General features: G+C 62.6%; 10 protein-coding genes and 1 tRNA gene. 9 read left to right on the forward strand and 2 right to left on the reverse strand.

Annotation, left to right across the window (positions count from 1 at the left end; all coding sequences use genetic code 11):
* Positions 1–54 precede the first annotated feature (54 nt).
* The 6 genes from LL964_RS11695 (at position 55) to LL964_RS11720 (ending at position 6,423) form a co-directional block, all read left to right on the forward strand.
* Positions 55–130, forward strand: a tRNA-Thr gene (locus tag LL964_RS11695).
* A 356-nt stretch (positions 131–486) separates the two neighbouring features.
* A complete protein-coding gene (cyoA, locus tag LL964_RS11700; RefSeq protein WP_104584296.1) occupies positions 487–1,425 on the forward strand; it encodes a ubiquinol oxidase subunit II in 939 nt (312 codons plus the stop codon).
* Positions 1,425–3,425: a cytochrome o ubiquinol oxidase subunit I gene (gene cyoB, locus LL964_RS11705; protein ID WP_104584295.1), complete on the forward strand. Its 2,001-nt coding sequence runs from the start codon at positions 1,425–1,427 to the stop codon at positions 3,423–3,425. Before cyoA ends, cyoB begins: the two co-directional genes overlap by 1 nt.
* Complete coding sequence (gene cyoC / locus LL964_RS11710; RefSeq protein ID WP_208621373.1) at positions 3,422–4,054, forward strand: cytochrome o ubiquinol oxidase subunit III; 633 nt, start codon at positions 3,422–3,424, stop codon at positions 4,052–4,054. The genes cyoB and cyoC overlap by 4 nt, the downstream gene beginning before the upstream one ends.
* Complete coding sequence (gene cyoD / locus LL964_RS11715; protein WP_104584293.1) at positions 4,054–4,389, forward strand: cytochrome o ubiquinol oxidase subunit IV; 336 nt, start codon at positions 4,054–4,056, stop codon at positions 4,387–4,389. Before cyoC ends, cyoD begins: the two co-directional genes overlap by 1 nt.
* A 153-nt stretch (positions 4,390–4,542) precedes the next feature.
* Entirely contained in the window at positions 4,543–6,423 is a 1,881-nt protein-coding gene (locus LL964_RS11720; RefSeq protein WP_167395161.1) for a M61 family metallopeptidase, read from the forward strand.
* A 73-nt stretch (positions 6,424–6,496) separates the two neighbouring features.
* Here the strand turns inward: LL964_RS11720 and LL964_RS11725 are convergent, their stop codons facing one another.
* Positions 6,497–7,111 (reverse strand): hypothetical protein, encoded by a 615-nt coding sequence (locus tag LL964_RS11725; RefSeq protein ID WP_167395160.1) that lies wholly within the window; start codon positions 7,109–7,111, stop codon positions 6,497–6,499.
* Positions 7,112–7,413: 302 nt separating this feature from the next.
* Between LL964_RS11725 and radA the strand changes: the two genes are divergently transcribed.
* Positions 7,414–8,805 (forward strand): DNA repair protein RadA, encoded by a 1,392-nt coding sequence (gene radA, locus LL964_RS11730; protein ID WP_104584290.1) that lies wholly within the window; start codon positions 7,414–7,416, stop codon positions 8,803–8,805.
* 238 nt (positions 8,806–9,043) lie between these two features.
* Complete coding sequence (locus LL964_RS11735) at positions 9,044–9,430, forward strand: DUF805 domain-containing protein (protein WP_104584288.1); 387 nt, start codon at positions 9,044–9,046, stop codon at positions 9,428–9,430.
* A 188-nt stretch (positions 9,431–9,618) separates the two neighbouring features.
* Here LL964_RS11735 and LL964_RS11740 read toward each other — a convergent pair whose 3' ends face one another.
* A complete protein-coding gene (locus LL964_RS11740; RefSeq protein WP_104584287.1) occupies positions 9,619–10,404 on the reverse strand; it encodes a winged helix-turn-helix transcriptional regulator in 786 nt (261 codons plus the stop codon).
* Between the two features lie 919 nt (positions 10,405–11,323).
* On the opposite strand from LL964_RS11740, the gene LL964_RS11745 reads away from it, so the two are divergent.
* Positions 11,324–12,679: a helix-turn-helix transcriptional regulator gene (locus LL964_RS11745; RefSeq protein ID WP_208621372.1), complete on the forward strand. Its 1,356-nt coding sequence runs from the start codon at positions 11,324–11,326 to the stop codon at positions 12,677–12,679.
* Positions 12,680–12,734 lie beyond the last annotated feature (55 nt).

Here is a 12,734-nt window from a genome sequence, read left to right on the forward strand (position 1 = left end):
CTAGCGGCCGGGCGATTGACCGCAGGCTCGGCACACTTCTACAATTGGCGGCTCGCCGGAATAGCTCAGTTGGTAGAGCGGCGCATTCGTAATGCGTAGGTCGTAGGTTCGATTCCTATTTCCGGCACCATCACCTTGCACTGGGTCGGCCTTTGGCCGGCCCAGCTGCGTTTGGGCGTGCCCATGCAGTTCTTGCCTTCTGGAGGCATTCGCACGGCCGCATCTTCCGGCCATTGCGAACCGGCGCCAGTACGCGTGGCGGCGTTTCGCTGCGCTGCGACAACATGTCGCACAATTTTGCGCGGATTAATTGCGGCGGATCATTGCCAACGGCTTTCGTGCAGGTGCAGCAAAGATTAAAATTGGCGCGCTAACCCGGGTCCTCGGTCTGCGCGCGCCCGCCATCAACACCGATGGGCACCGTTGGACATCTGCGCTGCAGATACGACGAACGGGGCTGGCGTTCCTTCGCACTTGGATCGACCGATGATTCCGCTGAAACATCTCGGGCGTTTACTTCGTCCAGGCCTGATGTTGCCGTTCCTGCTGTTGGCAGGCTGCAACTCGGCCATCCTCAATCCGAAAGGCCAGATCGGCCACGACGAGAAGCAACTGCTGATCACCTCGGTGGTGCTCATGCTGATCGTGGTCATCCCGGTGATCGTGATGACGATTGCGTTCGCGTGGAAGTATCGCGCATCCAACACCAAGGCGCGCTACGAGCCGGACTGGTCGCACTCCACCGCCATCGAAGTCGTGGTGTGGTCGATCCCGTGCGTGATCATTCTGGTGCTGGCGGTGCTGACCTGGCGCTCGTCGCATGCGCTGGACCCGTACCGGCCACTGGATTCGGAGGTCAAGCCGATCACCATCGAAGCGGTGTCGCTGGACTGGAAGTGGATGTTCATCTACCCGGACCAGAACATCGCCACCGTCAACGAGATCGCGTTCCCGGTGCGCACGCCGCTGAACTTCAAGATCACCTCCGACACGGTGATGAATTCGTTCTTCATTCCGCACCTGGGCACCATGATCTACGCCATGGCGGGCATGGAAACCAAGCTGCACCTGGTGGCCGATGAGCCTGGCGAGTATTTCGGCCTGTCCACCAATTACAGCGGTCACGGCTTCTCCAAGATGAGCTTCAAGGCGCACGCGCTCGACCAGGCTGGCTTCGATGCATGGGTGGCCAAGGTCAAGGCTTCGCCGACCGCGCTCAATGCCGCCGAATATCAGGTGCTGGCGGCCAATCGCAACGACAAGGAACAGTATCCGGTCACCTACTACTCGTCGGTGCAGGAAGGCATGTTCCGCTCGCTGGTCGACAAATACATGAATGGTCCAGGCCATAGCAAAGGCCATCACGGCGACCATCAGGCATCGGCTGCAGAGCCGGTCGCCATGTGCACTTCCGGAGACAAGTGATGCTAGGCAAACTTACGATCGAGGCGGTTCCGTACCACGAGCCGATCATCATGGTCGCGCTGGGTGGTGCCGGCCTGCTCGGCCTGCTCATCGCGGGCGCCATCACCAAGTACAAGCTGTGGGGCTACCTGTGGAATGAGTGGTTCACTTCGGTGGATCACAAGCGCATCGGCGTGATGTACATCATCGTGGCGCTGGTGATGCTGCTGCGCGGCTTTGCCGACGCAGCGATGATGCGCACCCAGCAGGCGCTGGCCGGCGGCGGTGGCGAAGGCGTGCTGCCGCCACATCACTACGACCAGATCTTCACCGCGCACGGCGTGATCATGATCTTCTTCATGGCCATGCCGTTCATGACCGGCCTGTTGAACCTGATCGTGCCGTTGCAGATCGGCGCACGCGACGTGGCGTTCCCGTTCCTGAACTCGCTGAGCTTCTGGCTGTTCGTGGCCGGCGCGGCGCTGATCAACATCTCGCTGGGCGTCGGCGAATTCGCGCAGACCGGTTGGCTGGCGTACCCGCCGTTGTCGGGGCTGGAATACAGTCCGGGCGTCGGTGTGGATTACTACATCTGGGCGTTGCAGATCTCCGGGCTGGGCACATTGCTGACCGGCGTGAACTTCTTCGTGACGATCATGCGGATGCGCGCGCCGGGCATGACCCTGATGCGGATGCCGATCTTCACCTGGACGGCGCTGATCACCAACATCCTGATCATCGCCGCGTTCCCGATCCTGACCGTGGCGCTGGCGCTGCTGGGTGCCGACCGTTACCTGGGCACGCACTTCTTCACCAATGACGGTGGCGGCAACGCCATGATGTACGTCAACCTGATCTGGATCTGGGGTCACCCGGAGGTCTACATCCTGATCCTGCCGGCGTTCGGCATCTTCTCCGAGCTGATCGCCACCTACAGCCGCAAGCGTCTGTTCGGCTACACCTCGATGGTCTACGCCACCTCGTGCATCGGCGTGCTGTCGTTCGTGGTGTGGCTGCATCACTTCTTCACCATGGGCTCGGGTGCCAACGTCAATGCCTTCTTCGGCATCACGACGATGATCATCTCGATCCCGACCGGCGTGAAAATCTTCAACTGGCTGTTCACCATGTTCCGCGGTCGCGTGCACATGACCTCGCCGGTGCTGTGGACGATCGGCTTCATCATCACCTTCACCATCGGTGGCATGACCGGCGTGATGCTGGCAATTCCGGCCGTGGACTTCGTGCTGCACAACAGCCTGTTCCTGATCGCCCACTTCCATAACGTGATCATCGGCGGCGTGGTGTTCGGTTACCTGGCAGGCCTGACCTACTGGTTCCCGAAGGCGTTCGGTTTCAAGCTCAACGAGAAGCTGGGCAAGGCCTCGTTCTGGTGCTGGATCATCGGCTTCTTCATCGCCTTCATGCCGCTGTACGTGCTCGGCTTCATGGGCATGACCCGCCGCATGAACACCTACAACCATCCCGAGTGGGCGCCGTGGCTGTATGTGGCCGCAGTGGGTGCGGCGATCATCGGCCTGGGCATCTTCCTGAACCTGGTGCAGATCGGTTACAGCGTGTGGAAGCGTAAGGAACACATGGACCATACCGGCGATCCGTGGGACGGCCGTACGCTGGAATGGGCAACTTCTTCGCCGCCGCCGTTCTACAACTTCGCCGTGCTGCCGCACATCGACGACCGCGATCAGTTCTGGGCCGACAAGCAGAACGGCAAGGGCTGGGTGCGTCCGTCCAAGTACGAGCCGATCCACATGCCGCGAAACACCGGCGCCGGCGTGTATATGGGGGCCTTCAGCGTACTGCTGGGTTTCGGCCTGACCTGGCACATCTGGTGGCTGGCCATCGTCGGCCTGGTGGGCATGATCGGCAGCTTCATCGCACGGACATTCGATAACGATATCGATTACTGGGTGCCGGCCGAAGAAGTGGAGCGCATCGAGAACGCACGCTTCGCCCTGCTCGAACAGCAACAGGCGGCGCAGGCCGCGAAGGTGGTATGACCATGGCTTCCTCGACCACGCTTGACCACGTCGCCCACGCGGGCGGCCACGATCACGACCACGAACATCACGATGCCGGTGGCAACACCGTCTTCGGGTTCTGGGTCTACCTGATGAGCGACTGCCTGCTGTTCGCCGGCCTGTTCGCCACCTATGCGGTGCTGTCCGGCGCCACGGTGGACGGACCGACCGCCAAGGAACTGTTCGATCTGAAGTTCGTGCTGGTGGAAACCTTCTTGCTGCTGTTCAGCAGCTTGAGCTTCGGCTTTGCGATGATCGCCGCGCACAGGCGCAAGATGGGTGGCCTGTACGGTTGGCTGGCGGTGACCGCGCTGCTGGGCATCGGCTTTCTGTGCATGGAAATCTGGGAGTTCAACCACCTGATCCATGAAGGCGCAGGTCCTGGGCGCAGCGCGTTCCTGTCGGCATTCTTCACCCTGGTGGGTACCCACGGCCTGCACGTGGCCTCGGGCCTGTTGTGGATGGCGGTGCTGGTGATCCAGATCTCCAAGCATGGGTTGACCGCGCGCAACAGCACCCGCCTGGCCTGCCTGAGCCTGTTCTGGCACTTCCTGGACATCATCTGGATCGGTGTGTTCACCGTCGTCTATCTGTTGGGAGCGCTGTAATGGCCAATCACCACCACACCGAAAACGTCGCCGATGCGCATGCCGGCGGCCTGAAGTCTTACCTGATCGGCTTCGTCATGGCCGTCATCCTCACCGTGATCCCGTTTGCGATGGTGATGAGCGGGGCATTCTCCAAGGGCGTCACCGTTGTTGTGATCTCGGTCATGGCCGGGGTGCAGATGCTGGTGCACATGGTGTATTTCCTGCATATGGACCGTTCGCCGGAGCAGCGCTCCAATGTGCAGGTGGGGCTGTTCTCCTTGCTGATCATTGGCATCGTGATCGTCGGCTCGCTGTGGGTGCTGCACAACATGAATGTCAACATGATGCATTGACAGGCATTGGCGTTCGAGCGAACAAGCCGCCACTCGTTGGCGGCTTTTTTTTGCCGGCAAGCGGTCCATGCCATGACCAATGGCATACGGGTAACGCCTGGTTGGCGCTTAGCATCGTGGGCTTGCCTGTTCCAGGTCACCTGCGGAGTTGCGATGAAAATGCCAAGCTTGTTGTCCGTGTCGTTGCTGGCGGCGTTGTCTCTGCCAGCCGCTGCGCAAACCGCGCCGCCGCAGGACGTCCCGTTCGAGGGCACACTGAAGATCGACGTGGATGCCACCGATCTGACGCGACGCATCTTCAAGGTCAGGACCACGATGCCGGCCAAGCCGGGCCCGATGACGCTGCTGTATCCGCAGTGGATTCCCGGCAATCATTCGCCGGCCGGGCCGATCGACAAGCTCGCCGGGTTGGTGGTCAAGGTCGATGGCAAGGTGGTGCCATGGACCCGCGACCAGTTCGATGTCTACGCGTTCAAGGTGGATGTGCCTCAGGGTGCCAGCGAGCTTGTCGCCGAGTACAGATTCCTTTCGCCGCAGGCCAGCAACCAGGGCCGGGTGATGATGACCCCGGAAATGCTCAACCTGCAGTGGAACACCACTGCGCTGTATCCGGCCGGTATCCACGCGCGCAATATCAAGGCGCAGGCCAGCGTTACCCTGCCGGCCGGGTGGAGCTATGCCACCGCACTGGAAACAGATCGTCGCGTGGGCGACACGGTCACGTTCAAGCCGATCGATTTCGACGACCTGGTCGACTCGCCGATGTTCGCCGGCAAGTACTACAAGCGGGTGGAGCTGAGCGGCGGCAAGCAGCCGGTCTATCTCAACGTATTCGCCGACGAAGCCAAGTCGCTGGAGGCCAAGCCGGAGCAGATCAAGGCGCATGCGGCACTGGTGCAGCAGATGGACAAACTGTACGGCGCACGGCATTTCGATCATTACGAATTCCTGCTGGCGCTGACCAAGAAGCTGGGCGGCATCGGGCTGGAGCATCACCGTTCCAGCGAGAACAGCGGCCCGCCCAACTATTTCACCGAGTGGGACAAGAGCTGGACCATGCGCGACCTGCTCGCGCACGAATACAATCACTCCTGGAACGGCAAATACCGTCGCGGCGCCGACCTGGCCACGCCCAACTTCAATGTGCCGATGGGCGACAGCCTGTTGTGGCTGTACGAAGGCCAGACCCAGTTCTGGGGCGAGGTGATGGCGGCGCGTTCGGGGCTGTGGACGCAGGACCAGGCGCGCGACATGCTGGCCGGCGTTGCAGCCACCTACGAGCGTGGTCGCCCGGGCATGGCCTGGCGCACGGTGCAGGACACCACCAATGACCCCACCATGTCGATGCGCCGGCCCAAGGCCTACCGCAGCTATCAAATGAGCGAGGACTACTACTCCGGCGGACAGATGATGTGGCTGGAAGTGGACAGCAAGCTGCGCGAGCTGACCAACAACAAGCGTTCGATCGACGACTTCGGCAAGGCCTTCTTCGGCATGAAGAATGGAGACTGGGACGTCAATCCGTACACCTTCGACGAGATCGTCGCCACCCTCAACGGCGTGGCTGCCTACGATTGGGCCAGCCTGCTGCGCAGTCGCATGGACGGGCACGGCTCGTTGAATGGTGGCATCGAGGCCAACGGCTGGAAACTGGTCTACAACGACGAGCCGAATCTGGCCACGAAGACCCAAGAAAGCAACGAGAGCGACGTCAGCCTGACCTACTCGTTGGGTCTGTCGCTGAAAGGCTCCGGCGAGATCAGCGAGGTGCTATGGGACAGCCCGGCATTCACTGCGGGGCTGATCAGCGGCAACGCCATCGTCGCCGTCAACGGACGCGCGTTCGGTGGCGAGGTGATCAAGGACGCCATCAAGGCTGCCAAGGGCACTACCGCGCCGATCGAACTGCTGGTCAGGCGTGGCGATCGCTACGAGACGGTCCGCATCGATTACCACGGCGGTCTGTTGTATCCGCATCTGGAACGCATCGCCGGTAAGCCGGATCGCCTCAGCGAACTGTACAAGGCTCGCTGAGCCCAGCGTTGGGCTCCTACGGCGAAACGGCGGCGCGTGGATGCGCCGCCGTTTCAATTGGACGCGCGTTGCACTAGCGGCAATGCACGTCGGAAACCGCAACCGCGGTTTCTCCCTTGTATTCGAGATAGCCCATCGCCCGTACGCATTTGTTGCGTCCGTCGATACGCACCGGGCCTGCCTGGTAGGAATAGATGTCGTCGTCGCGATCCCACCACGGGTCCCATTGCCAGACGCCACAGTTGTTGCGGTTGGGCTTGCAGACATAGACCTCCACGCTGGTCATCAACGGCTTGCCCCGGGTAGGGCCCAGATGCGCAAAGACCGCGCAGTTTCGGCCGTTGCCGCCGTTGTAGGACAGCTGCAGCTCACCGACTCTTTCGCCCGCAATGCGGACGGGTTTGTGATCGATGAGATTGCCGCCGCAGCCATCCGCGTGCGCCGCGCCCGCATGGCCGAGTGCAAGTAGTCCCAATAGCAGAATGATGAGATGTTTCATGGCGACCTCTTCCGTTGGTTGCGTGCCTTGCAGTGTCCTGTCGACCTGCAGCGAAGCGGACCGGCTTTCCGATAAGCGACGCCTATCCGTCGCCTGCGCGGCCGATCTCGGCAGCGACGCTACAAGCGGTACAAGCAGGGGCGTGTGAAGCAGGCGATCGCCGAGCCGTTGCCGCGCGCTTGCAGCCACGTCAGAACGCAGCCGGTTGTTGCCAGCAGATCGAAGCCCCGCGCTGCGCGTGCAAGCAGTTGTTGCGGGTGCAGTGCTGTGCGTCGGCAGCGACCTGTCGCATGCCGCGCCGCATGTTGGTTTTCCCGTCTGCGTTCCGCAGAACGGGTGCCGCCACGCCGCAGCGAGTCTTGCGGATGGCATGTGCGGCAGACCCGCGACACGCAGACGTCGTGGGCAGCAACGGTGGCTGGCGGTGCGGTCGCGCCGATTGAGACCGTCAACCACTATGCTGGTGGTTTGACGAGACAGGCAACAGCGAGATGGCGAAGGCGAAGACGGCCTATGTCTGCGGCGAATGCGGTGCCGAATACAACAAGTGGCAGGGGCAATGCACCGAGTGCGGCGTGTGGAACACGCTGAGCGAAATCGTGCTCGAAAGTGCTTCCTCGGGCGGCAAGGCATCGCCTGCCGCCGCACGGCGTAGCGGCTGGGCCGGCAAGGCCGAGGCGCCGAAGATCACCGCGCTCAAGGATGTGCGGCAGACCGAGCAGGCCCGCGTATCCACCGGCATCGGTGAGTTCGATCGGGTGCTGGGTGGCGGGCTGGTCGAGGGGGCGGTGGTGCTGATCGGTGGCGACCCCGGTATCGGCAAATCGACGCTGTTGCTGCAGGCGTTGGCGCGCATGGCCGGCACGCTTCCGGTGTTGTATGTCACCGGCGAAGAATCGCTGGCCCAGGTCGCCGGCCGCGCGGTGCGTCTGGACCTGCCGCTGGAGGGCCTGAATGCACTCGCCGAAACCGGCATCGAACACATTTTGCAGCATGCCAGCGTTGCACGACCGAAGCTGATCGTGGCCGATTCGGTGCAGACGCTGTGGACCGAGTCGCTGACCGCAGCGCCCGGCTCGGTCAGCCAGGTCCGCGAGAGCGCGGCACGGCTGGTGCGCTTCGCCAAGGAAACCGGCACGGCCGTGTTCCTGGTCGGGCATGTCACCAAGGAGGGCGGCATCGCCGGTCCCCGCGTACTCGAACACATGGTCGATGCGGTGCTGTATTTCGAAGGCGAAAGCGGCAGCCGGTTCCGGCTATTGCGTGCGTTCAAGAACCGCTTCGGCGCGGTCAACGAACTGGGCGTGTTCGCGATGGGCGAGAAGGGCCTGAAGGAGGTTTCCAACCCGTCCGCGATCTTTCTGTCCGGAGGCAGCACGCAGCAACCCGGCAGCTGCGTCATGGTGACGCGCGAAGGCACCCGGCCGCTGATGGTGGAGGTGCAGGCCCTGGTGGATGCATCGCCTTTGTCCAATCCGCGTCGGGTGGCGGTGGGTCTGGAACAGAATCGGCTGGCGATGCTGCTGGCGGTGCTGCATCGCCACGGCGGTATCGTGGTCGGCGATCAGGACGTATTCGTCAACGTGGTCGGCGGCATCCGGGTGCAGGAAACCGCGGCCGACCTGCCGGTGCTGCTGGCAGTGCTGTCCTCGTTGCGCGATCGGCCGTTATCGGAAAAGACCATTGCTTTCGGCGAGGTGGGCTTGTCCGGCGAGATCCGCCCGGTGCCCAACGGCGAGGACCGCTTGAGGGAGGCCGCGACGCACGGTTTCAAACGCGCCATCGTGCCCCGCGCCAATGCCCCCAAGACGTCCAGTATCAAGGGGATGGAGATCGTTGCGGTGGAGCGCCTGAGCCAGGCGCTGGAAGCGGCGGCGGACTGAATCACTCGTTGCTGTCAGAGCCCAGCCGCCGCCAGCCAGCTCCTTGCGATAAGGGCGCTGGCGGAAGGCGCTGGGCTTGCCTGCACTGGAGCGCGTTGCATGCGACCGTCCGTCGGACGGCGGGGCATGAAACATATCCGCCTATGGATAAATCGTTTTCACAAGACGTCTGCTATGGCACCATGCGCGGCCCGCTGCATTGTGCAGCGGATCACATTGCTTGCTTTGGAGACTCACGATGGAATGGATGTTGCTGCCGCTCAAGCGCTATGCCGACTTCAATGGTCGTTCGCGCCGCAAGGAATATTGGATGTTTGTGCTGCTGCAGCTGATCGTCCTGCTTGTGCTCGGTGGCATGTTCGCCATCGCAGCGGCAGTGATGGGCAGTGACAATGGTCCCGGTGCGCTGGCGTGGCTGATTGGCGCGATCATGGTAATCGTCGCATTGGCTTTGATCGTGCCGAGCATCGCAGTGAGCGTCCGTCGTTTCCACGACCAGGGTAAGTCCGGCTGGTTCTATCTGATCAGTCTCGTTCCTTACGTGGGTGGTCTGATCGTCCTGGTATTCATGTGCCTGGAGGGCACGCCGGGCGCAAACGAATATGGCGAAGATCCGAAGCAGTAAGGGCGGATCGTCCGATCGAACGACGACGGCGCAGAAAAATCTGCGCCGTCGTCGTTTGCATGGGTGGCGGTCGCACACGCGAAGTGGCGGCCCACTGTTCTAGGTGAGGCTTAGGCATGCCCGGCGTGTTGTCGGGTCGCATCGGTACCTCAGAGCCTGCGCTGTCCAGGAACGCAGGCCAGGACGCGCTAGCAGGCAGCCGAATGATGCCCCTGGTTCTGGCTGCCACCTTTATTGGATAGCGATGCCTCCTGGTCCTGCATGGCAAGTTCCAGCTTGTAGCCATGCGAATACACGGTTCTGATGCGCACCGAACCATCGTGATTGCACAGCTGCAATTTCTTGCGCAGCTTGTAGATGTGCTGTTCCATGGTGCGGTCGGTGAACTCGGTATGGCTGCCCCACACGGCCTTGGCCAGCTGGCAGCGGCGAAAGCACACGCCAGGGCTGGAAAACAGCAGCCAGGCGATCGAGAACTCGCGAGCGGTCAGCACAATCGGGTTGCCGTGCAGGTAGACCGTGTTCTGCTCCCGGCTCAGACGATAGGGGCCGACGCTCAGGTGCTGGGATTGCGGGCAGCTCGGCGCGCTCTGTGCGGTCGCGAGCGTCGCCCGCACATGCAGCTCATGCGAATTGAACGGCAGCGCCAGGACCTCATGTGCGCCTACCCCATACCAGGCCAGGATGTCGCTGGCGCAATCGAAGCGCCCCAATACGATCAACGGGGTGGGATGACCACTGTGGCAGCGCTGCCAGGCCAGCACCGAGCTGTCGTCGGGGGCGACGCAGGCGGCATCGAACACCAGCAGCTCGCAGGGCGAATGCCGCAGGGAACGGAGAAGTTCCAATTCGTCGGAAAACACCGCGAGATTGGCCTCCAACGGAGCGAGACTGGCATGGACCTGGGAGGTCAGTCGGGCGTCCTGCGTCAGCAGAAACACCGATCGTTGCCTGCCGGAGAGGGGGCCGTGCATCAGCCTGCCGCCGCCTGACGGTGGACATGGGCTGCCCGCTCGGAATACGGCCAGTGGGCCGCTGGTATGGAGCCAAAGCCGGCAAAGAGAAATAAGCGCATCGCCACATCGTCCGGTTAACAGGGGCGTCCGGTCGAGCTCGGACGCAATGGTATGTACCATTGCTGGGCCGAAAAGTTTCACTCCCACGTACTTTTCTTCGGTTCGATGCGGTTGCGCTTTAACCTGCGCTCAGCTCCGCGTAATGCTGCTCTAACTCAGCGGGTATGCAACCAAGGCCAGGGAGCGGCTGCGGATAGGCGTGCGCCTGATCCGCCGGATCGCAACGACGCGCGGCCATCGGGAAGGCTCCGCCAGCGCTGGCGCAAAGGTCTAGACCAATCTATTGCGATTCATGAGGGGCATTCCGGTGGGGCGGAATAGTCGGTCGGCGCAGCTGCATCGACAAGACCGCCCCGATCAAGCGCGTGGGCCCCACGTCCCGAATCGATGCGACATCGAAGTGGTCATGCACAAGACATGAAATGACACCGGTGGCTCGACGGCGAAGCGGTACGTAAACCGATCTTGCGCCACGGCGTCGGATGCTCCGGAGTGAAAAGACGCTTCCAGTGCGCCGACGCATGGCGCGCCGATGTCCAGACATGTCATGGCTGACGCGTACGCAAACACCGCCCGCACAGGCGAAACGCGCGACCTGCGCGCAGGAGGACAGGTTGAGATTTTTTGATGTTTACCGCCTGCGGGGAGGGGAATTTCCAACGGATCCGCTGCATACAATCGGTTGCGTCCGCCACATCGGCGTACTGCGTTCTTTTGCTCATTCCCCCTGAGAGAGCTCGGCATGATCCTTTCCACCTACTTTGCAGCGATTTCTGCGTTGTCCTACGCAGATCGTCTTCCTATCTATACAAGCAGGATGCTAGTCGGTGCTTGGCCACAAGGTCTGCAACATCTTCAACAACGTCGCGACGGGCAGGTCGCCTCCGAGCCGGACGACGATGAAGTCAGCTTGCTCGGTGCGAGTGGCGATGTGCTGTTGATCCTCGAGTACCAAGAGGAAGCCGAAGAGGCGTACCGCCAGGCGTTGAAGTCCGTGCGCGGACAGCAACGCCAGCTGCGCCTGTTGTCGTGTCGCAATACGGCGTGGCTGATGCTGAGCCAGCGCCGTCTGAGCGCCGCCCTGAACTGCTTTGCGCAGTTGGCGATGGATCGCGATACGCCAGATTACCTGCGCGGGGAGAGCCTGCTCGGCAAGAGCTTGACTCATTTTCATCTCGGCCAGAGCACGCTCGCCCTGCAAACCCTGGAGCGGGCCCACGAGGCGCTGTCGGAGCTGGACACCAACGCGTCGCAATGGCTGCAGATCAGCTCCGCAGTGCGCCTGGACATGCTCGCGCAGCTGCGCATCCGCCGCGCCGAGCGGATGAGCGACCATGTGTTCTGGCAAGCCACGCTGCGGCAGGAAGACGCCACGCATGCATTCGAGCCCAGCGAGCTGCGCGCCTGTATCGCAGATCTGACCGAAAGCATGCCGGTACTCGCTCAGCGTATGCGTCATGTACGCAACCTGTTGCGAATCGCCGGCGGCGATACCTTCGGGTTCGATGCCCAGATCGATGCGTTGCCGGCGGCGGCCACGGGGTACCCACCGTGTGCGCGACAGGATGCGCAGGTGGAGCTGGCGTTGGCGGCCCTGGCGGTGGGGCGCGCGGATCTGGCCGAGCGCGCGCTGGCCGGTGCCGGCCGGCACCACGCGCCGCGCTGGAACCTGGAGTTCGAGTACTGCCAGGCCAAGATCAGCCAGGCGCTCGGACGCACCGAACAGGCATTGTTGCTGTACAACCGTTACGCCTTGGGTGCCGTGCAATGCCTGCGTAGCGAGGTGCAGGCGCCGCGATTGCTGGAAGGCGGCGCGCCAGTGCACGTCAGCGACGATATCTCGGCGCGGTTACCGGCCAAGTACCGGCGCGCCTACAGCTACATGATCACCAATGCGCATCGGTCGGATCTTTCGATCAACGAGGTGGCGGCGCAGATCGGCGTCACCGGACGCGCGCTGCAGCAGGCCTTCAAGTCCGCCACCGGCCTGTCGCCAACGCAGGTGCTGCGGCGTTACCGGATGCAGAGCATCCGCGACGAGTTGCTTGCCGAAGGCGGTTGCGGCAGCGTGCTGCAGGCCGCCAGCCGCTGGGGAGTCGGCAGCCGTTCGGCATTGGCCAAGGGCTATCGCCAGCACTTCAACGAGGCACCGATGGAGACCCTGCAACGCTGACCGTCCGGAGCCGGGGCGGCAGCGACGCCCCCGGTGCCCGTTTCGAGAGGGCCGG

Source organism: Xanthomonas melonis (assembly GCF_020783655.1).
Taxonomy (GTDB): domain Bacteria; phylum Pseudomonadota; class Gammaproteobacteria; order Xanthomonadales; family Xanthomonadaceae; genus Xanthomonas; species Xanthomonas melonis.

What these genes read in the sequence shown, in the direction of transcription:
- cyoA (WP_104584296.1), top strand. Translation starts at nt 487, where the DNA reads ATGATTCCGCTGAAACATCTCGGGCGTTTACTTCGTCCAGGCCTGATG.
- cyoC (WP_208621373.1), top strand. Translation starts at nt 3,422, where the DNA reads ATGACCATGGCTTCCTCGACCACGCTTGACCACGTCGCCCACGCGGGC.
- LL964_RS11735 (WP_104584288.1), top strand. Translation starts at nt 9,044, where the DNA reads ATGGAATGGATGTTGCTGCCGCTCAAGCGCTATGCCGACTTCAATGGT.
- LL964_RS11740 (WP_104584287.1), bottom strand. Translation starts at nt 10,404, where the DNA reads ATGCACGGCCCCCTCTCCGGCAGGCAACGATCGGTGTTTCTGCTGACG.
- LL964_RS11745 (WP_208621372.1), top strand. Translation starts at nt 11,324, where the DNA reads ATGCTAGTCGGTGCTTGGCCACAAGGTCTGCAACATCTTCAACAACGT.
- radA (WP_104584290.1), top strand. Translation starts at nt 7,414, where the DNA reads ATGGCGAAGGCGAAGACGGCCTATGTCTGCGGCGAATGCGGTGCCGAA.
- LL964_RS11720 (WP_167395161.1), top strand. Translation starts at nt 4,543, where the DNA reads ATGAAAATGCCAAGCTTGTTGTCCGTGTCGTTGCTGGCGGCGTTGTCT.
- cyoD (WP_104584293.1), top strand. Translation starts at nt 4,054, where the DNA reads ATGGCCAATCACCACCACACCGAAAACGTCGCCGATGCGCATGCCGGC.
- cyoB (WP_104584295.1), top strand. Translation starts at nt 1,425, where the DNA reads ATGCTAGGCAAACTTACGATCGAGGCGGTTCCGTACCACGAGCCGATC.